Source organism: Paenibacillus catalpae, assembly GCF_900112695.1.
GTDB lineage: Bacteria > Bacillota > Bacilli > Paenibacillales > Paenibacillaceae > Pristimantibacillus > Pristimantibacillus catalpae.
The window spans coordinates 692,445-715,014 of sequence record NZ_FOMT01000001.1 but is presented as its reverse complement, the minus strand read 5'-3'; the positions used below and the strand labels follow the sequence as shown (position 1 = coordinate 715,014).

12 protein-coding genes and 2 pseudogenes are annotated in these 22,570 nt (G+C 44.1%); 1 reads left to right on the top strand and 13 read right to left on the bottom strand.

Annotation, left to right across the window (positions count from 1 at the left end):
- Positions 1-313 precede the first annotated feature (313 nt).
- Entirely contained in the window at positions 314-466 is a 153-nt protein-coding gene (locus BM200_RS02850) for a hypothetical protein (RefSeq protein WP_175532712.1), read from the top strand.
- A gap of 98 nt (positions 467-564) precedes the next feature.
- Here BM200_RS02850 and BM200_RS02845 read toward each other — a convergent pair whose 3' ends face one another.
- From BM200_RS02845 to BM200_RS02785, 13 genes and pseudogenes are all read right to left on the bottom strand, one after another.
- Positions 565-2,262 (bottom strand): response regulator transcription factor, encoded by a 1,698-nt coding sequence (locus BM200_RS02845; RefSeq protein WP_091181109.1) that lies wholly within the window; start codon positions 2,260-2,262, stop codon positions 565-567.
- A 2-nt stretch (positions 2,263-2,264) separates the two neighbouring features.
- Positions 2,265-3,974 (bottom strand): sensor histidine kinase, encoded by a 1,710-nt coding sequence (locus BM200_RS02840; protein ID WP_175532711.1) that lies wholly within the window; start codon positions 3,972-3,974, stop codon positions 2,265-2,267.
- Positions 3,975-4,075: 101 nt separating this feature from the next.
- Positions 4,076-4,960, bottom strand: a complete 885-nt coding sequence (locus BM200_RS02835) for a carbohydrate ABC transporter permease (protein ID WP_091181105.1) — start codon at positions 4,958-4,960, stop codon at positions 4,076-4,078.
- Positions 4,961-4,965: 5 nt separating this feature from the next.
- A complete protein-coding gene (locus tag BM200_RS02830) occupies positions 4,966-5,826 on the bottom strand; it encodes an ABC transporter permease (RefSeq protein WP_217649558.1) in 861 nt (286 codons plus the stop codon).
- Between the two features lie 109 nt (positions 5,827-5,935).
- Complete coding sequence (locus tag BM200_RS02825; RefSeq protein ID WP_245772866.1) at positions 5,936-7,669, bottom strand: extracellular solute-binding protein; 1,734 nt, start codon at positions 7,667-7,669, stop codon at positions 5,936-5,938.
- A 644-nt stretch (positions 7,670-8,313) separates the two neighbouring features.
- Positions 8,314-8,583: pseudogene (locus BM200_RS02820) on the bottom strand (IS110 family RNA-guided transposase); the annotation flags it as partial.
- Positions 8,584-8,678: 95 nt separating this feature from the next.
- Entirely contained in the window at positions 8,679-8,966 is a 288-nt protein-coding gene (locus BM200_RS02815) for an immunity 8 family protein (protein ID WP_245772864.1), read from the bottom strand.
- Between the two features lie 213 nt (positions 8,967-9,179).
- Positions 9,180-9,689 carry a DinB family protein gene (locus BM200_RS02810; RefSeq protein ID WP_091181100.1) on the bottom strand — a complete coding sequence of 170 codons (510 nt, stop codon included), beginning with the start codon at positions 9,687-9,689 and terminating at the stop codon, positions 9,180-9,182.
- A 478-nt stretch (positions 9,690-10,167) separates the two neighbouring features.
- Positions 10,168-12,072: an Ig-like domain-containing protein gene (locus tag BM200_RS02805; protein ID WP_091181097.1), complete on the bottom strand. Its 1,905-nt coding sequence runs from the start codon at positions 12,070-12,072 to the stop codon at positions 10,168-10,170.
- Between the two features lie 474 nt (positions 12,073-12,546).
- Positions 12,547-13,041, bottom strand: a complete 495-nt coding sequence (locus tag BM200_RS02800; RefSeq protein ID WP_091181095.1) for a hypothetical protein — start codon at positions 13,039-13,041, stop codon at positions 12,547-12,549.
- Between the two features lie 157 nt (positions 13,042-13,198).
- Positions 13,199-13,324, bottom strand: a pseudogene (locus tag BM200_RS02795) (AAA family ATPase); the annotation flags it as partial.
- A 195-nt stretch (positions 13,325-13,519) separates the two neighbouring features.
- The gene (locus BM200_RS02790; protein WP_139230743.1) at positions 13,520-17,248 is read right to left on the bottom strand and encodes a S8 family serine peptidase; all 3,729 of its coding nucleotides are present in this window, start codon (positions 17,246-17,248) and stop codon (positions 13,520-13,522) included.
- Positions 17,249-17,363: 115 nt separating this feature from the next.
- Positions 17,364-22,565, bottom strand: coding sequence for a S8 family serine peptidase (locus BM200_RS02785; RefSeq protein ID WP_091181090.1), 5,202 nt, complete (start codon positions 22,563-22,565; stop codon positions 17,364-17,366).
- Between the last annotated feature and the right edge of the window lie 5 nt (positions 22,566-22,570).

The following is a 22,570-nucleotide window of genomic DNA, read 5'->3' as shown; positions in this document are numbered from 1 at the left end:
CATTCAAAATAATTTTAATTACTGTCGGATATTTAATTCTGCTGAGCCATGGACAGGTTTTGAAGAGTTTATTCTATCGATTAAATTAATAATAATTTTTCTCTCTTGTTCATTAGTCATTTCACACATTGGAGAATCCGGTGATCCTGGGAAGTTCCTAACAACCTGCATTGATACAACATCTTCGACCTGTAGAATTGTTTTGGCGGTGACTTCCAACCTGTCAGGATTGTGAGAGACAAGATGACTGTAAGTGTGATTCGAATATTCTTCATTAAAAATCCTCCAATATCTGCGTTTCCTGCTTCATACCGTGGAATTCCGTGACGCGGCAATGACGGAGCGCGTGCTCGAGCGGATGATTTTTGTCGCCAAGACGCTGGCGGCTACCGCTTATGACGTGGTTGCCGATCCGGCGCTTCTCGCACGGATTCGCGAGGAATTCGAGCACAGAACGCGGAAATAACCGCTCGATTCTGAACATACTTTCAATAAAGGCTTCTCTTCACCTGTGCATTGGTGAAGGAAGCCTTTTTGCTTGTAGCATAGATATGGCGGATTAGCTCACTTAACCCTCATCACGTATGAATCTCTATATTCTTGCGGTGAGCAGCCTGTTGAGCTTTTGAAGAACCTTGTAAAGGAGGTAGCTGATTCATAACCTACTTGTCTGGCAATCTCATGTATTTTAATGTTTTCATTCACTAACAATTCTTTGGCTCTTTGAATTCTGGCTGCATCAATGAATTCCGTTAAGTTTTTTTTCGTTTCTTGCTTAAATATTCTTGATAAATAAGATGGGTTTAAATACACTTGCTCAGATAATCTAACAAGAGACAAATCCTCACCGAGATGTGAAATTATAAAATTTTGAATAAACGAGATTACATTATCAGCCCTTCTTTTTTGCTCTAGCTTTTGAAGTTCAAAAACACATACGGAAAGCTTTCTTATATAAGTAACAGCATCGCCCCAACTACAAAAATTAACCGTATTAACAAACCGGATTTCACCTATTTTGCTGATAACCTTGTCACGCAATCCCCAACGATTCATATACGACAGCAAGCACATCGAAATAGAGCAATACACTTGCTGGGCAACCAAATTATTTTTATTTTTTATCAAGCTTAAAGGCTGCAAAACTTGCTCCAGCTCTTCAAAATACTTATCCTTTAACCCCGATTCTAAATATTGCTCTATGAAAGTAAACAAATTTGTAGTTGTAAGTGACAGTAATTTTTGCTCTGCTTCAAATTCCTCATCACTAGAGCATTCCGCTTTATTCTCCGCTTCAACAGTAGAGGGCACTTCATTATCTACTAATAATACCGTATTCTCTGTTCCAATTCGGTAATTCAAAAGGGAATGCAAGGCATGATATTGTTGCGAGATATCGTTCCATGTCGCCGGCTTACTGCCAACGGCAAAGCTGATAGAATGATTGAGCTTATCCTGACAGCTTTGCTGGACGGACTCAAGCATTCCCTTTATATAGTGCAAAGTATGAACATAATCCTCCGTTGCCGGACTTACATTTTCCTTTGGTTGTATCAGTATCGTAAATCTGAAATGATCGTCTAAAATGATAACGCATTTCAAATTTGAGGTAAGATATCGCTTTATCATTTGTCGAACAGAGTAAATTTGCTGTATTTTCTCTAAATAGTTATTGTCTTGGAGTGATAGATCATCTAATTTACCTACAACAAGGATAACCGGGGCTTCATCCGTAATGGGCAGAGAAAGCTGGTCAAATTGCTCCTTCGTTGCCTTTACCATGGAGCTCCCCTTTAATAAGTTAAGCAGATAACCTTCCTGAAACAGTTCCAATGCTATGTGAATTTTCTCTTTGGCTTCTCTGATGAGATCACCGGTTTTAATTTCCTTACGGATTTTGAACACCGTCTCCTCAACAGCTTGTATGACCTTTTCAATATCTTCCAGTTTCAGAATATAGCTTACATCGGGATGCTGGATCGCTTTATAGATATAGCTAAACTCGCTGTGACCCGTTAAAAAGATGATTTTGCATTGCGGCCACTGCTTAAATATTTCATCCATCAGTTGCAGCCCGTTAATATTAGGCATATCGATATCCGTTAACACAATATCCATACGGGTGCGATGCAGCCACTCTATCGCTTCTTCACCGCTATATGCCTTATACACATCAAGCGATAAGTGGTCCATCCCTCTAAATACCTCAAATAAATGATTAACTATAATTTCCTCGTTATCTACAATCAAAAGTCTTAACATGGCTACTCCCTCAGCTTAGCATTAATTTGCAATCTGACTAATAATCCGCCCAGTTCACTTCTTGCTACCTGCAGCCCATGCTCCTCTCCATAGATCAGTTGCAATCTTCGATGAATATTGTTCAGCCCAGACGATTCGCTGCTGTGTGCTTCCATGAATTGTTTTTCTAGATCTAGCAATTTTTCATCGGTTAATTGCTTTCCATTATCCTCGACAAAAATCGATAGCTTATCATCTATCGTTTGAAAATAAACCCGAATGGTGACGGGACCTTTTGAATGCTCTACCGCATATTTAAAAGCATTTTCGATAATTGGCTGCACGATTAATCTAGGGACGCTGATTTCCTTAAAGGAAGGCGGACAGTCTTCAAATTCAATCGTCAGCTTGCTTGGATAACGCATTAACTGAATATCAGCATAGGTTCGTGCATGCTCAATTTCCTCATACAAAGAAATAAAGTCGGAATCATTTTTCGTAATAAACTGAAAATACTCCCCTAATAGCTTGGTGAAAGGAATCAAATTCTCATCCTTTACTTTCGCCATCATGTTCATTAAGAAAAAGCTATTGTATAAGAAGTGGGGGCTGATTTGAGATTGAAGATGCTTTAACTCGGCTTTTTGTTCAAGAATTTTGTGTTTATACACTTGATCAATGAGATTCGAGACGTTTTGAACCATGGAATTAAAGCCCTTGTTTAAGTAATCAAATTCATTGTTGTGATTCACTTCCACTTTGACATTGAAATTACCCTTCTCAACACTGCGGAACGATTTCACAAGCTCCTTCATCGGACGTTGAATTAACTGGTAGGTGTAAGCATAGATAAACGTGACAAGGATGAGTACTACGCCTGTAAACACCCATAGCCACACGTAAAATCCTTTTGTCGGAACCAGTACAGCATCTTTAGGTATGAATCGAAACAGCACCATATTTAAGTATTCGGATTTCTCCGCGATAATGAACGTGTCGCCATGACTAACCACTTCGCCAACTTTGAATTCGCTTTCATTTCTTGCGAACGAATGAACGACATCGTCGAACATGTGATCCTCGTCGCTATATATCGTTAACCCGTTTGTTAGATCCAGCAAAATCGACCGACTGTCGGGATAAGTATCGAACTGCTTTAATGCTTCCCGGAATACTTCCGTATTTAATTCGATTTCGATCATAAACAAAGGGCTTAACCCCATGTTGCCCGATAGAAATGTACTGAGATGAAGGTTCCCATTATACATTAATAATTGGGCGCCCTTCATCCCTTCCGGAATTCTTAATGCTTCAAATTTGTCCCTATTCAAAGCGCCCACTGATTTCTTGGAGGAAATGGTCTTTTGTATAGGGTAGATATGAGCGCTAACATTTGAAATATAAGCATTACTATTTTGTATGGATACCAGGCGATGATGCAGCTTTCTCATACTCTCCATCTTTTCGTAATCGTCCATAATCGTATATCGTATCGCAAGCTTATTTAAATCCTCGTCATTTAAAACATCATATTGCAATATTTTTATTCGATCAATTTCTGCCTCCAGCCCCTCTAAATAAAAGGTGACCTGAGCCGTCGTTGATTTGTAAATCTCATCTTTAACCGTCTTTAAGCTCCAGTTGTACATATAAATACCTAAAGCGACAATGACCAAGATTGCGGCTAAAAATGTAGCCATTAATCTAACAAAAATGCTAGATTTAATTGCCACCCCCTCCTTTTTTTTCTTTTCCTACATATTAACAAAAAATCATAGCACAAAACATGACTATTTGTTTTATCGCTAGCGGCCTCTTGGACGGCTGATCGCCATCAGCCCTTAACACTGCCTAGAACCATACCCTTTACAAAATATTTCTGTAAAAAAGGATACGCGCAAATAATGGGCAGAGCACCTAAAAAGATTTGTGCGGACTTTAATGTTTTATCGGAAATTTTGGCCATTACTTTCGCCTCTTCAGGCGTTAATGTCGTAAATGATTTTTGCACTACAACCGTTTGCATATAGCTTTGCAGCGGATAATTACTTGGGTTATTCATATAAATCAGCCCATCAAACCAGCTATTCCAATGACCGACCAATGAAAACAATAAAATCGTGGCAATAGCCGGCATGGATATCGGAATATAAATGCTCCATAATGTTCTCCAATGTCCAGCTCCATCCATAAATGCAGATTCACTTAATTCCTTTGGCGTTTGTCTAAAGAAATTCAAAAGGACGATGACACTAAATACAGGTACAGCGCCAGGTAAAATTAATGCCCAAACCGAATCGATAAGCCCTAATTCCTTCACCAGCATGTAGGTTGGGATTAAACCGGCACCAAAAATCATCGTAATGAAAAAAGCCCATGCGTAGAAGGCTCGCAGACTAAAGTCTTTCTTTTCCTTGGATAATGGGTAGGCAATCGTCGTGGCTAACAATACATTAATTGCTCCGCCAAGAGCGATGCGCTGCAAGGAGATAAGCATGGAGTCCCAGAATGCTTTGCGCTGCGCAACAAATTCATAAGAGGTTAAGGAAAACTCTTTCGGCCAAAAGGTTACCGTACCGGTAGCTGCAATCGCACTTGATGATAAGGATATCGCTAAAATATGAATCATCGGAAGCACGCAAACCGCGGCAACCAAAATGAGAAAAATATTGTTCATCATTATAAACCAATCCAGCCTTTTTTTGATTCGCACTCCCATACCTCCTAAAAGATTCGATAATCCGCAAATTTATAAGCAAAATAATAGGATGTTGAAACAAGTATCAACGCAATGACGGATTTAAACAGACCAACTGCCGTAGCTACACCAAACTGCGCATCTAATAGTCCTATCCGATAGACAAACGTATCCAGTATATCTCCACTCTCATAGACCATCGGGCTGTACATATTAAAGATTTGATCAAAGCCCGCGTTCAGAAGATTCCCTAAGCTCAAGACCATCAATAATACGATGACCATCTGAATGCCGGGTAAACTAATGTGTATCGTCTGCTTCCAACGGTTCGCTCCATCCATTTGAGCCGCCTCGTACAGATTCGGGTTAATCCCGGTTAGCGCCGCAAGATAAATAATCGTTCCATAACCAAAATCCTTCCACGTATCGGTTAGGATCATCGTATACGGGAACCACTTATTGTCACCCAAAAAGAAGATAGAATTCAAGCCAAGCTTATTTAAAAGGGTATTAACAAGTCCGTTTGTAGGTGACAGGATATCGATAAAGATGCCGCCTAATACGACCCATGAGAGGAAGTGCGGCAAGTAGATCGCGGTTTGAATGCTGCGTTTCAATAGGACATGCTTCATTTCGTTTAACAGCAAAGCAATTACGATGGGAACAACCAAGCCCAATATGACCTTTAAAGAAGCAATATAAAACGTATTCCACAAAATATTGTCGAAATTAGGCAGGCTCATCACATATTTAAAGTTCTTAAAACCAACCCATTGTTGGTCGCCAAAGAGCCTTTTAGCTGGAATAAAGCGCTGAAACGCTATAATAATGCCAGCCATAGGAACATAACTAAATAAGATGATGAATATAAAGCCCGGTAAAATCATGAGATTTAACGGCAATTCTCTCTTTAACTTTTTGATATTCAGTTCAATCACCTTCTCCTATGGATTAAGAAAATGGAAAGCAAGGATGCTCCTTGCTTTCCATAACGTGTTATTTGGTTGTGGCATACCACTCATTGACTTCCTTCGTGATGTCTGTTCCACCAACTTTATACCAGTTGTCCACGAATTTATCAAAATCATCCAAAGGCGCTGCACCCATAATAATTTTGACGAATGTTTCTTTTTCCAAGGCCTCTAATGTAGATTTTCTTTCAGCCATCGTTTCTGTCGGAGGACCGGCAAACTTCTCATACATGAATCGTTCATTATCCATATAATTGACACCATGCCTGTAAACCCCTTCTGCTCCGTAGATCTTAGGCCAGCCCCATTGAGAAGCATCCCCTTCTTCGAATGCCTTAATATTGCGATAAATCGCTAATGCTTCACCCGTTAAGCTGTCAAAACTATTATTTTTTCTAGCCTCTTCGATTTCCTGGAAAGCTCGAATGTTTTTAAATGCTGACGCCGGCTGTACAGGGGAGTACTTCCACACCCCTACACTATCATTGGCTGCCGGCATGTAATAGTAGTCAAAATCTCCTGTTTTGCCCCAGTTAAGCTCCACATGCAAATTGAACATTTTGATAAGCCCCTCGGGATTAGAGAATCCCTTTCTTACTACCCAATAGCTGTCGGCTTGGAATCTTTGCGGAGAAAGGGCTGGTTTACCGTCTACCGAAACAAGGGAATAACCTACCCAGTTCGCATTTGGATCATTTTGATAATTGCTGATTAACGGATACATGGGATTCCATTGTGCGCCAAAATCGATGCCAATTTTACCAGCGGCAATACTTTCAGCTACTTTACCACCATCTTTAACACCGAACTCTTTATCCAGCTGACCAGCCTTATACATCTCAGACAGCGCTTTCAAGGATTCCTTAACTTCAGGGAGCGTACTACCCCAAACTAAATTTCCCGAGCCGTCATCAATCCACATATTCGGATACGCATGGTAGCCCGCAAAAAATCCTTCCAAGCCCATGGCACCGCCGTACAAATCCTTTGTTAAGGCTAAGCCATACGTGTCATTTACCTTGTTCCCGTCCGGATCCTGGGTTGTAAACGCTTCCGATATTTTCAATACATCCTGCAAGGAAGTTGGCTCAGGAAGGTTTAATTTGTCTAACCAATCCTTACGAATCCATAAGTAAACACCGTCACCGTAAACGTCTGCCTTGCCGATCCCCATAATCTTTCCATTAACTTCGGCAGAATTAAGCACCGCTGGTCCTTGTTCAGCATATAGCTCCTTTAGATCATCCGATGCATACTGCTCCCAATATGGCGTTAAATCCTCGATTAAATCCGCTTCGGCTAGCTGCTTCATTTGCGCAGGCGTTACACGAAGCATATCTGGCAAGTCGCCAGACGTAAGCGTAACGTTCATTTTTTGGGTATAAGCATCACCGGTGCTAACTGTCCAGTCATACACAACATTAATGCCCAGCTTCTCGGAAAACGCTTTCAACCATCTGTTGTTTTCAATCGTTTCTCCAGGAGTTTTAGGTATGATATTATCTTGCGTGTCATTGTCAACATCACGAGTAAAGCGAATCGTAAGCGGCGTTTCATACTTGCCGAACGGATCAGCATCTCCGGAAACCGCTTCCTTCGGTTCATTGTTGCCCGTACTACTGTTGTTTGCAGGACTTTGAGTTGGAGTATTCGTTTGTTTCTCGGGTGAATTGGAACTGCATGCTGAAATAAAGCCAGTTGTAAGCATCAGCGATATCAGAAGAAGTATTGCTTTTGAAGACGGTTGATTATTCTTCACCTTAAAACCCCTCTCATATAGTGTGAATACTAAACACATTTAAAATTCTATTTTATTTTTTACTAATCGTATATCTTCAATTTGTTACTTCATTATCATCTCTTTACTCCTTGCCATTAACCTATGCTTTCACTTTTTTAGATCGTTATCATTTTTTTACCATTTCGTCTAACGCACGCATGCCCGTTTCAAGTGTGCGAATAATACGCTCCCTATCTCATGCATATCCCTGCCACGTTCCTCCACTTACCATGCCTGGTTTCGAAAGATGGGGTAGGCGCTAGTAGTCTAGCGTTTCCACATGCATACATAGGTAAATAGAACAAATAAGACCCTGTGAGGCCTTGCAGAGTCTTATTCCTTGGTTAAGCCCGCTTCTGCGAGGCTTGTTCAACTATCCAAAAATGCAATAAGACCCCGTGCAGAATAAGTAATAGTTGAAAAATAAACAACCAAGGCATTGTTTTTCACATAATTATTGAACGTTGTTATTCCATTTATTGAATAATTTTGTTTCTTTATCGCTTCTTTCACAGCCTTTGTCGAATCAAAAATATATACGTAAATGGCATCTTCGTCATTTTAAACTCAGCAGCAGTCTTTGATGTAAGTCTAGACTGCAGCCGTACACTATTCGTCACTCAAAATTCTCGATCACTCATCAAGGTCTTCAAGCGCTGGAACTCATGTGACTGATGTGTGTACTCGTAGTAGAAACCTCGGCTGACGGAATCTGCGATGGTCGGTGCATCTTTTGGGCCATTCTTTGACGGGCTATTATCCCGGTTTTCTTTATTTCTCTTCGTCGTTTGTGCGACGTGTATGTCTTTCGCCATATCGATCCCTATTACAAGATGCGAGGTAGTAGTTTGTTCAACCCGTTGATTTTGTGCGTCTATTTCCTTAAACTTCATAGTAAGAGCTCCTCCCTGATGTGTTCTCGACAAACCCATCATACCGAGGAGCTCCTTTTTTTACAAAGCTCATTTCTTAAGCTCTACAGGATTGTTTAGCTCAATGGCTTTGATGCAGAAAACAATTCATTTTCGTTTTCCAAATATCGTAATGTTCTTTCAATATCGACTTCATCGTAGCTTCTTACAATTATCATATGTTGGATAAACAAGCCTGGTGGATCTAAATCATTTCGGGAGAGGTTGTTTTTTAGCCTTTCTGGCGTATATAAAATACTCCATCGTTCGCTTCCATCCTCAAAAGTCATCGTGACCTCTACCCAATTCCACTCCTCTGAGGAACCGTTTGGGTCATCATCAAATTTCCAATTCAATAATTTCATTAAATCCTCCGACGTACAAATATGTAGCAGTGTTGTGCTATCGTTTCCCGATCAGTTCAATGACTTTTTCTTATTTGAGATTATTATTTGCTATTCATTTTTAGACAAAACACCAGTCAGCAACCAATCGCTGCTGTTTTTTTCAATCCGTCTTGTCCTCTCTTCATATCAGTCTATGAACGGGGCGGGAAGGGTGCCATAAAGTAAGGATGACTAACTCAAGTAACGATTTCGGATGACCCCCATGTGATGAAGCTCGTGTCCTGCGATGCCGTAAGCGAGGGCGCGCGCCGTAATGCTTACGCTGTTGGCTGTGCCCTTGCGGGACCACGCCTCCGTCGGCAACCCGCGCAACAGTGTGATCGTCGATTGCCGTACGGCCCGGTAGTCTTCGGCCAATTGCGCGGTTGTCCAGCTTTCGAAAGGAGGAATGAACAATTCCTGGTCAAAACCGGGCAGAGGCGTCTGATCCCCTCTTGCAAATCGGAGCAGGCGGTAGGTCATGACGCGTTCACTGTCTGCGATGTGGCCCACGACTTCTTTCAGAGTCCATTTTCCTTCCGCATACCGATAGGTGCTCTGGCTTTCGGTCAACGATGCCAGCAGCTCGGTCATTTGCTTTTCCTGGGCGAGCAGAATGTCGATGATGTTGCCTTCCGGCACCAACCGGATATACTCGCCGGCGCCCCCGGCGTATTCTTCTTCAGACGGTCTTTGGTTCATGCGTAATCACCTTTCTATGAAGATATAGAAAACTAAAATGCTCTTTCCAAAGCTCTACCGTGATTTTTTTTGCGAAATTCGTATCTTCGGCATGTCAAATGAATTCGCGAAAGAATAGAACTTTCCTTCCAACAATTGAGAGAAGGCAACCACTTAGTTGGATGGCCGCCACGCTAAACTACCCGTTAGCTTAATAAATCGTGTATTTTTCGGGGATCACGGGGCTATATAGAAGTTCTTTTCCTTATACGGCTTTGTATAGAAGTTCTTGTCTTGAGCTGAAGACAAGAACTTCTATATTAATAAAAAAGCCGCTGTTTATGCGACTTTGATTGTATAGATGTAGTTGTGGTCCGACAATAGAAGAAGATAATAATGCGCTTCTTTATATATATGGTGTATAACACACACTATATAAAAAGCCATCATTCTTTTGAATGATGGCTTTACCACTTGCCTAAATCCCAATAGTATCTAACTAGACCAACACTTTAATCTTAACGAGCTTCTGAACACCATTGAACGTAATCGTTACGTAGGCAACACCTGGGGACAACGCCCGTACTTCCCCATCAGTATCTACGCTTGCAACGGCAGGGTTAGAGGAGCTATAGTCAGCCCGATTCGAGACATCTTCCCAGTCTCCGTCGCTGTATTCCGCATATACCAGCATGTCTCGCGAATCCCCTACCGATAGCTTCCATTTATTGCCGAAGGTGTATAGCTTCTTCACGTAACCCCCGGGAACCGCTACGTTCACCGCCAGCGCAGCTGCTGCTCCCTCAAAGGAAGCGTTGATAACCGCCGAGCCCATTGAAATTCCTATAACCTCATTCGATGCCGAAGTCAGGGCTGCAACAGAAGAGTTGGAAGAGGTTAGAATAGCTTCGGCAGTGACATTCTTCTCCGTTCCGTCACTATATTCCGCATACAGCTGGAAAGTCTTCTTCACGCCGATCTCGGTATGAAGCTCACTTGGGGTGAAGTACAAGAGCTCTACTGTAGGAGCAGCATTCGCTACTATTACAGCTACCGTCACTTGCTTCCCTCCAAAGGACGCGGTAATCTGGGCGCTCCCTGCTGCAATGCCCTTCACGAGTCCGCCCGGAATTACCGTTGCAACCGCAGGATCTGATGATACATACCCGCTGTCTTCCGTTACCGCCTTCGTCTGACCACCGGTATTTTCCGCAGTTATATCAAGCTGCTGCTCCTCGCCAACCAGCAGGTTCAGCTCTGCAGGGGAGGCTGTCAGTGATACTATTGAAGGTTCTCCCTCGGACAGCTTGGACACGCTAGAATCCGACCAGAACCACCAGCTGTTATTCAGCCATCTCGCCCCGCCTGATGGAACTTCCACTTCGGCCCTAGCTCCTCCCGCCGCATCAGCGCGGTTAAGGTAGTAATGGGTTGAACCTGCCTCCGTTAGACTATAGACCACATCTCCCGAAGGGGACAGCGCCTGAAGTTTATACCCAGCTCTGCCCGAACCAATCTTCTCCTCTTCCCCTGCAGGCGAGCGCAGCCACAGCGTTACTTGCTGTTCTTCATCTAATCGCGGAAATGCTGCCCATCCCCCTACGGTAGCAAGATTCTGCTGGTGAAGAACATTCGCATAGGAACTTACGATATCTAAATAAGGGCCGGATAACGGAATGGATTCCGTATCGGTTATTAATAAAATGACAGGTTCAGGATTGTAGTTAAGATAGAGAATTGAATGGCCTTCGGCCTCTATGTTATTGTTATCTATCTCCATCTCGCTTGGATATTCTGGCGCTTCCGTCAAGGCGGTGCTTATACCATCCTTATAACTGAACAATTGCTCCACATAGGAATATAGAACAGTACCATCATCCAGAATCTCAGCCTCACCAAGCGGAGAATAATGATTGATCGGGTTAACAATTGTCTCCACCGTATTGCCGTGGCGTAAGCGCAGTCCGTTCGTCCCTGGCTCATCAAGTGAACCGTTTGTTCCAGAGCTGTCATAATAGGCTACATAAGGACCGTTGACAGTCCAATAATAAGCTTGCAGGCTCTGAAGCGTACCGTTTCGATATTCCTTCGATTCCCCATTCACTCCCGACAGGTGAAAAATAGCCCCCTCCTCCGTAAGCGCTGCCTTATCCGGCTTCGTTGTAATACCTGTTGCAATCTCTAATGATGCGCTCCCATCCAATTGTTCAATCAGCACCTTCTGACTTTGCTCCTTGTAGACCAGTGCCTTCTCCGCGTTGAAATCGAGCAGTTGCCCGTCGGTCTGGTAGACCTCAATCAGGTTGGCTGGAGGAGCACCCGCATCCGCGTAAGTCATCGCTGGAAGCATTAAACTTGCCGTGAGACATAGGGAAAGCCACGCCTTGTTTCGCCATAATTTCATAAAAGTTTCCCCTCCTTTGCGAAAGATCGCCGCAACGTTATATGACGCCCATAATGTATCACAGGAGGTTTAAAAAGAGCTATGAGTACATTCGCCTGATTAAGTGGAGAATACGATGCACTTTTTTTTCAGTCTACATTTCCTTCTGGTTCCAATTAACCAAAAAACAAAGCTCCCGTTGGAGCTTGATAAATCGTGTATTCGAGGAACAGGTCTGTATACAAGTTCTTGTCCTAATACGGCTTTGTATAGAAGGTCTTGTCATGAGCTCATGACAAGACCTTCTATACAGAAAATAAAAAAGCCGCAGTTTATGCGACTTCCGTTGTATAGATATTCTTGTCGTCCGACAATTGTCTGTCGATATGGATTAATCACAGAGCATTAAAGTTAGTTCGTTCTTTCATGGTAGTTGAATGTTCCAATCTATATACGGCTCCCATAAATTAACATTGTGCAGCTCGTCAATGAGATTTAATTCCTCGTATCCTCAATCCCAATCGTTGACACTGTAAGAAGATTACCCGTTTCAGCATCAAAAACAGTAACTTGCACAGCCTTTGAGAAGTTTCCACCCCGTGTCTTAATACCTTTAGGAAAATCAACCTTTATCATCCAAACCATACGTTCATTTTCAATAATAGTGCCAGGGTTCTCTCCTCTTAATTCCTTACGACAATATTGTGCATATGTCATTAAAGTAGTAGACAGCACTTTAGAGCCTTTTTCCATCCTTGTCATCTTAATGATGTTATTTTCTGTTTTAAACTTTGTTTTAGCTAAATGGGAATTTGCCTTATAGATCTGGCCTATTGGATTTATTCTTTTTTCTAAATACTCGTTTTCAACAATTTGATCAGGTGGTTGCATTTGCTTCGCATTAATCTCCAGTGGTGAAATAAGATCGGTAAAAAGAGCTAACAACGAAACAAAATAAAGGAATCTGCCATACTTATTCGACTTCATCATTTACTCACCTTCCAAGGAATACTAACTTGTGTTTGAGTTTTACATTAGAATTCCATTTCTGGCATTGAATCATTCTGCCGATTGATAAGTAAGGGCTGCCTTATTATCGGCAGCCTGATCACGGGTGTTTGTTATGGAACTAACGTCCCCGTTAGGTTCCGCCCATGGCATCCAGCTCATCAATAAAGATGACGCATGGTTTGTTTTCCCTTGCTTTCTGGAACACATCATGCAGGTTATGTTCGCTTTGTCCGACATACATCCCTAGGATCGCCTGCAGCTCGGAACCGCTGTCATAGCTGCTTCAGCCTTGAATACTGGGAGTTCATTGTCAAGAAAAAAGGACGTTGCTGCGAATCACGCAACAGCGTCCCAAGATTGTAAGCTAGAGGCGATCACCAGCCCCTAAACGATAGGAGCCGTACGATCGGTTTTTTCTACCAGCTGTGCTTTTATTCTTTTATCGACCGTCCGGCGGTTATTCTGTACTAAATCCATCGTCAGAAGCGCCTACCACAAGGAACGCATCAATAGAAGTGTAGGTACCCGAAGATTGCCCATTCTTCTCCCCGGCGTTCACCACTTTGATCGTATGCTTGCCGAACTCCAGAATGTCCGATTCAAAAATGGCAGTTCTGTATTTATATTTGCTGCTATATAGATCGATTGGCGCGTCTGTTACGAGTTGTCCGTCGATATAAATATTTACTTTGCCTCGATTCGGCCCCATTTCACCTAACACCTTGATCTTGTTGTTCTCAAATGTATATTCCACATAGTTGCCTGATACGTTTGTATATTTGGCACTCACACCGGAATATTTCCTGCTAATTGAAGTATTCCATACCCCTTCAAAAACAACGCCAGGATAATATTCCTGAATAATGGTTACCGGTTCTAGCATCGCTTCTTCTTTCGTTGCCTTGGTCACAATCAGTGCATCGACAGAGATCGAAGAATAAAGTTCAGGACTCGTATTGACAATCCGAAGCACATGCAGACCATTCGACAGCTCGCCTGAATCATAGACGGGAACTTGATTCTTTTGCTCTCCCTTATAGCTGATTGTTTGGGCTGTCCCTGGCTGATGATCTATGGTAATCGTTGCTTCGCCGCCAGTATATGGAGACAACTGAGCTAGCAGCTGCAATCGGGTTCCTGTAAACGAGATGTCGACGTAATCCCCCTTACTGCCTGACATCACTGCGAGTCCTCCGGAATAACCGGCCGATTCATATGTTCTCCAGTCCCCGTAGTATATAGCTCCTAGATCGTTTTCTTGCATGGTTACTGTGAACGTCTCAGGAGCATCGGTTACAATGAAGGAATCTACATTCACGGAAGCGGCGTACGATTTCCCATCCCGATTGCCTGTCCATTCAATTCGGATCGTATGGACGCCATACGGCATCGTTTGCTTGAAGACGGATTGCTTGGGCAAGAAGGTGCTGTTGTATAAAGAAGGCGAAGCTTCTTTCTTGCCGTCGATATATACATCGGCAATTCCCTGGTCACTGTCCTTAAAGGCAATCCATTCAATCTGGTTGCCTGTGAACGAAAATTCAACGTGACCTGCCTCGTTCAGTTGTTTCGCTGTTCCGCCTGAATACTCCGGTTTAGATCCCACTGACCAAGCGCCGGTATAGATAAGTGCAGCGTTCGAATCCTCGTAAGTACCTGCTTCCTTGTCCCGATAATTTTGGGTTTTGATGAGTGTATAATTGCCTGCGCCTGCAAAAGCATAAACATCAATATAATAGTAGCCCGCTTCAGTTGCCTCATAGGAAATGGTTTCCGTCGAGCTGTTAATCTTCTCTGAAGAAGTGACCATTCCTGCAACCGCCGAAACCGAGGCAGCCGTTGAATCATAAAGGTATAAATCGAAATCCGTTCCTGCATTTCCGGTTAGCGAGACATCCAATGTTTCGCCTGCACGCAGATAAACGTAGTATACATTATCCCGCTTATCTTTTGCCGAATCCAGGATACCTTTAACGCTTGCCCCATGGATAGGTTTACCCGGAATATCATTCGTGTTTAACGCTTTATAAGCATCCACCATTTTACCGGTAACGGTTTTATCTGCTAAAGCATTAAATGGTTTACCTCCAAGGATGATTCTTTCTTTCACATCTTCAGCATTTTCCCCAGGATCTTGACTGAAGAGTAAGGCAGCAGCTCCAGAGGCGAATGGAGCAGCAAAAGAGGTACCCCCACTGTGAGCATAATCAACCGTAGGAATTTCCAGGTTCATGACTGTGATCGAAGGGTCATTGGATTCAAAATCCGCATATATACCCGTATCCATCAGATCGTACGCTTGCCCGTCATATAAGGACCCGGGCACTCCACTAGCTGCAATCCAAGATTCATCATCACTATTTTCTGCCCTTACGAATTCCAAATGTAACATATCATTCATAAACGAAGAGTTTATTATTCCGCCTAACGCCATCGGTCCGCTTAAAAGCAGATTGCCCCCACCGTTTAAATAGCCCGTCAGATTTTGCTGATCGGTTTCGGATAAATTTGTTGATTGATAAATTTTAGTCCCATCCTCAATAATGGCTCCCGTTGCGTTGCCAGTAAACCAGATCACAACATCATACGATTTTAACGTATCAAGTGAAGGGCCGTCTTCTCCAGGAAGCAATGTCAAAGTTTCATACGTAGATCCGGTAGAATCAAGCAATGTTTGATAAGTTAGCAAGGAATTGATTCTGTCTGGCATTTCGCTCTCGTCATCCTGCACAAGAAGAATCTTAGGACTTAAGCCGCTCGATGGCTTTAGATACTGAAGTGCTTTCTTGAATGACTCAAGCCTTTTAAGATCATCGTTAATAAATTCGAAACCGATGTTATTTACAATAGCCTTATACGTGCCATTATTGATCTGCGCTCCTAACCCAATATTCCGAGCAGGAACCGTACTTAGTATATTCGAACCTGGTGCAGCCACGTCTACGGTGTTTTTTCCGTAATTTGAAAACCAAGCCAGCGCATTATCAAAACTTATTGCTGCAATGGAAAGAATATTATCGCTGTCATAAGCAGCCGGATATACCGGACTAACATCTAAGTCTCGAACTTCGTTGGACGTGCCATTTTGTAAATCGTTGCCGGCTGCCGCAACAAACAACAGGGAAGATCCTTCAATGGCCTCTTCCAACGCCAAGCTTGGTATTGGGGTAACCCAGCTAAGATTGGCAACTTGTGCTCCCACTTGCTCCGCATATTGAATCGCCTTAATGATATCCGAAATATATCCTGTTCCATCGGGTCCGATCACTTTCAACGGCAAAACCTTTACATTCGGCGCCGTTCCTGCAATCCCAATACCATTATTTGCGGATGCGGCAAGGATTCCCGCGACTTGTGTGCCATGAATGTCACCGTCCCCTGCATCAAAAAGCGAGTTATCCTTATTGTAAAAATCCCATCCGTGCACATCGTCAACAAAACCATTGCGATCATCGTCGATTCCATTATTTGGCGTTTCCCCTTTGTTCAGCCAAATACTACTTGTCAAATCGGGGTGGGAAATATCAATCCCGGTATCAAGGACGGCAACGAGAACGTTATCGCTTCCCTGGGTAATCTCCCACGCCTCTGGCGCATTGATATCCGTATCAACGGTTCCATACAATTTTATATCTCCATCAATGACAGCCGGTTGTCCTTCGTTATGCAATCCCCATTGTTCGCTAAATCTTGGATCGTTCGGAAGAGAGGCGATTTGAACCTTGTAATCCGGCTCTGCATAAAGCACGTTTGGATCTTGCTTTAAAGCTGCAATTGCCTTTTCCAAATCCGCTGTTGGAGAGATCTTCATCACTCCCAGACCGGAGTTGGTCAATTCCCACGATTGTTCCAACGATTGTGCTGCAGCAAGCTTCGATCGAATCTGTTCTATGCTTGCCCCGTTTATATATTTAACGATAATCCGTTGCTCGCTATCTGCAACAGATTCACTATCCTCTTTACGGAATGCCGTTTCTGACGGTTGCTCGTATTGTTTCTGTTCTGCTGTAGGCTCATTTCCATCCTCCGGAGTGATCGATTGCGATTGATCCTCTGCTCGTTGTTCTGCCGGCCATTGACTTTTTCTTGACTCTGCGTGAGCAGTTAGTTGAGCGGCAAACAGACTGAGCAGTAATGATATAGAAAGAATCGCAACCAACGAATTTCTTCCTCGTTTTCTATTCAAGTTTTTCGCTCCTTCTGTAACCCAAAATGGATGCTTGTAAGCCGCCTAAGGCCGGTATCCACTCGAGCTTGTAGTCTCAGCTCCATACCGACCTTCGGCTGCTCAATCAGACATGTTACTTATTAATCAGATTGGCGGAGGCAAGCAATTCCAGCAGAACCTTTGCTGCTTCTGCCCGAGTCGTTGAATCGTTCGGGCGGAAATAGAACTCGCCGTTTACTTCAGAACCGTTCATCAATCCCGCCTTCGTTACGGCTTCAATGCTTGCTTGGGCGAAGCCTCCGAATTGTTCGGCATCCCCATACAACTTGCCAGCTGCGTTGTCTGCCGCTCCTAGATTATTACGGAGTTCAAGTGCTCTAACGAGCATCACTGCCAGCTCTTGGCGGCTGATTTCGTCATTAGGTCTGAACTCGCCATTCGATCCTGTAATAAGTCCTGCTGCATATGCTGTTGCTACATCTTCCGCAAACCAATCGCCTTTGCTCACATCGCCGAATGGGGCATCCGCAGCTTGCTTGGACAAGCCCAATGCATTAACCAACATGGTTGCAAATTGCGCGCGGGTCACGTTGCTTTTCGGCGAGAACGTGGACTCTGACGTTCCATTCAGGATGAATTTGTTCGCAAGTAATTGAATCTGGGTTTTCGCCCAAGAAGTGTCAATGTCGCTAAACGTAACATCCCGATTCGCTGCAACATAGGTTCCGAATCCGGAACGCGTAACCGTAACAACCGTATTGCCGTCCTTGGTCGCTGTAAATTTCGCCGGAGCCGGATACGCTTTAGCTCCTTCTGTATACAGTACGCCGACCGAATTCGCATCTACTCCGTTATTGAGCAGGAATGCGAATTGTACAGCCTGATCAGGAGATACCTCGAACGGCTTTGATTGGCCGTTTGCCTTGATTTCCACTGTGATTTCATATGGAGTTCCCAGCAGAGCGGCATCTGCATGCTCCTCCGTAAATGCCGGCTTGCTGTCTACTGCTTCGTTGATCGTCACGACAAGATCGCTTCCTGCCGGCACTTGCTTCAATGCCGATAGCGGCAATGATACGGTCGCATTATTCCACGAGAGAATAATTGAGCTGTCGTCCGGCATACCCTTCAGCTCCGCCAATTGCTCTTTGGTTAGCGTCAACTGAGCTTCCTTGGTTTCGGAAGACACGCCGATGATGAGCGCAGATTTTGATTGCTTCGCCGTATCCAGCGCTTTCTTCCAATCATCGTCCTGCACCGATACCGCGAGTTTTGTTCCCACTATTTCTGATTTACCTTTTACAGATACCTCTGACTGTCCTTTCTTGACAACAGATTCCAGCACTTCCAGATTGTTGGTTGTTTCAGTAGCAGGTGTATCAATTATTACTTCGCCGGAGCCGCCTCCGCCTCCGCCTGGGTTGCCAGGGTCAACTGGATCGACAGGGTCAACCGGATCAACCGGATCGACCGGCTTGCCAGAGTTGTAGGAATGATCGACTACTAAGTTTTCGAAAACAACCTGAGTATCCTTTTCTACTTCCCTCCCATTCTCATCCAGATGCAGACCGGCAATAAGAAGAGAATACTTCCCATCTTGCAAAATCTCTGTATCCGGATTTCCATCAAGGTCCGGTAAACTACTGGATGTGAGATAAGTTCCATCGATCTGTTCAAACAAGATGTTACCAACAGGAAGATAACTTAAATCCTCCGCATACATCGTTCCAATCGTTCCAAGTATATATCCATCCGAATTCGTTACATATACTACGATGTAATTAATATTTTCCACATTTAATGTGAAGGATAGATCGACTGGATTGTATAGAGGAGAAAGCTTTAGGTCCGACAATTGAACATTCTTAATTGGAAAGTCGTTGTCGTCCACATCATCGCCTATATGAATGACAAATGGCAGATGCAGCGCCGGGAACTCCTCGCTTTCTAGAATAACCTCTCCCTCATACACGCCGTGAGTTGCGTTTGCTATAGCCTTTGCAGACAATGTAAAGTCGTACACGCCTTTTGCGGCTGCGGTAATTTGACCCGTCTCATCCACATTCCCCAGCGTAACTTCAACATTACTCGTATCAGGCGTAATAATCGGATCGTTCGGATCTGACGTTACTAACGAATGCATCTCCACTTTGGCCGTATAGGTTACAGAATCGGACGATTTATTTTCCAATCGTAATGGCTTGGAGATAGCATCCGCTCCTGCCTCCAAGGTCCCGAAGCTGAGACTGACCGCTTGGCTTGCCAATGTTTTCAGGTTCATTTTCTCATCGTAAATCGTCGTGTCATCCATCGCCTTCAGCAACGCCGGCGTCTTGATGGCATTCGCCAAGTCCGCACGTCCCGCGCCTTGTGAATAGACATCGTACAACATGCCTTCCTTATCACTCAACAAATCTGACGTATTAGCCAATGCGGCGCGAATATCGAATGGCGTCCAATCCGGATGCAATTGCTTCAAGAGCACTGCAAGACCGGCAATATGCGGAGCAGCCATACTCGTTCCGCTAATTCGATTGTAGGCTTCATCGTAATTGGCATCCGGATTAGTATTCCCATAGACAGGCCAAGTCGAATAAATATTGACACCAGGTGCGCTGATATCCGGCTTAATGGTGTAGTTCTCATCCGACACAGGTCCTCGGGAGCTAAACGAAGCAATATGATCTCCGTTGTCAATCACTTCATTAAAAGACTCATTGAATGTAAAGTATAGATGTTCCCCTGAATGAACCAGTATTTGTCTTGCGAGAGCTCGTCCTTCCAAACCTGCCATATCGAATGTCGGCAAGCCATTAGGAGTTGCTCCTACTGCAAGCACATCGCCTATCGGACCGTCTCTCCCGTCAATGGATTCAGATAGATCAGGGACATCCACACCGTCAACGGCCTTATTGATGCCGTTAAACATAATGATGGCTTTCGCTCCATGCTCTTTGGCATTATCAATTTTACTAACTAAATCAATATATCCGCGTGAAACAAGGGCGATTTTACCTTCAACATCGACATTATTATAATCAGACTCATCGCCCAGCCCCACGTATACAGCTTCGACAGGAGCCGCACCAAACATCTCTTCGAAATTTGCTTCACCATTCTTCCAAGAAACCAAGTCAATCGAATATTCGTCAAATTCCTCTGCCGAGTCTACTTTGTCTATCGATTGTACCGTATCTGTCGTGTCTACTGGTTCTAACGTATTTGCCACGGGACCTGTCACCTGAATCTGATCAATGATCGAGTCAGTGCCCGTCGAAGCAGGGTTTTGCCCTGTTTTCATAATCGAAAGCGTGTGTGGACCATCCTTCAAGTTAGTCACTTCCAACACCGTTACCTGATTCTCTTGCGTTTCGCTATATAAATCTATTGAAGGAGCGACATAACTCTCACCATTATCCACTAGAATCATCAATTGTCCGCTGCTCGGCGTTTTGGAAGCCAGCAACTTCACGCCTGTTCCCTCAAATGAGTAAGTAACTGTCGGTCCCCCGCTGCTAGCAACATGGGCATGACCGGCGGTGTATTGGGGATCATCTAACTGACTCCAGTTAAACCCCCACGCAATCGATGGATCATTATCTTCGATCGTAGTAGTCGCTTCCGGCACGATTTCCGGATCCGGCTTGGTCTCTGGCTCGGTTTCCGGTTCGGTTGAAGACGCAGGCACGAGGCTTGTCACCTGAATCTGGTCAATGATTGAGTCGGTACCCGTCGAATCGGGGTTTTGCCCTGTTTTCATAATCGAAAGCGTGTGAGGACCATTCGTCAAGTTGGTCACTTCCAACACATTTACCTGATTCTCTTGTGTTTCGCTATATAAATCTATTGAAGGAGCGACATAACTCTCACCATTATCCACTAGAACCATCAATTGTCCGCTGTTCGGCGTTTTGGAAGCCAGCAACTTCACGCCTGTTCCCTCAAATGAGTAAGTAACTGTCGGTCCCCCGCTGCTAGCAACATGGGCATGACCGTCAGTGTATTGGGGGTCGTCCACCTGACTCCAGTTAGACCCCCACGCAATCGACGGATCATTGTCTTCGATTGTTGTAGTCACAGGGACCATGGTCTGTGATTTAAAACTGCTTGTGAAGGTAGTTGCGTATTTGCTGTACTTGCTGTTTGAAGCCGCTACAGAAAAGGAGAAAGGCGCACTAGCAGGCGACCCCATCGAATAATAATACGGCCCGGAATCCCCCGCATTGCCATTAGCTACAACAACAACAACTCCAGCAAGTGTCGCATTATTCACCGCAATCGATTCAGCCGTATAGGGATCTTTATCCATATCCGATCCCAGTGACATATTGATAACATCCATTCCATCTTTAACGGCTCGCTCAATACCGGCAATGATTATTGCGGAGCTGCCGCTGTCTTGCCATGAACCGTCAACTTGCAGTGTTTTTCCCAAAACCTTATACGAATACAACTCTGCTTCGTAAGCGACCCCTTTCTGAACTGGAATTTCAGTATCGTTCACGGCTCTTCCGACAATCGTACCCGATACATGCGTTCCGTGGTAGGAGCCTTCATAATGTTCAGACTCACTGGGCAAATCTTCGTAAGGGTCTGCGTCATCATGGAAGACGTCATAGCCTCCAGCATAAGCATCCTTTAAATCCGGGTGGAGATAATCCACCCCTGTATCGAGAACCCCGACTTTCATCCCCTCGCCGGTTAAGCCTTGCGCCCATGCCTCAGGTACACCAAGCTGTTCCAGCGGGTTGATATCAAAGAGTTCATCTCCACTATCCGTCGTTTCCGGCGCATCAGCGACAGCGGTCTCAAGCGGATAATACATCTTGTTCTCATAGATACCCTTCACTCCAGGCATCTTCGCCAATTCCGCAATTTGATTAGCGGGAACCGTCACTTCGAAGCCATTCATGACCGTGTTATACTTGCGATTCACCTTCAGGCTTACACCCTCAGAGCTAGCTTTGCTTAAGAAGGCTGATTGCTCCGTGTTAACAGCCTTTTCCAGCGACTGGATCGTTTGTGCAGTTAAAGATTTCTTTTGCAGGCGGAGGTTGTATTTCCCTACCGATACAGGAGAACCGCTCAACTGAACGATTACCCTTACCTTGTCAGACGAATCGGTATCGATCTCAGGAGAGACATATACGTCTGTTGTTGCTTCGGAGTCCGTGCCTTTTGTTGCTCCAGAGATCCTCTCCTGAATTGACTTTAATATGGCATCGGGTTGAATTGTACTGACAGTAACCGCAGCTGAGCTGTAAGCCGAACCTTGAAACGCCAGAAGCAAGGCCGCTGAGAATGAGACGATCTTCTTCACATATAATTTCTTCAAGTTGT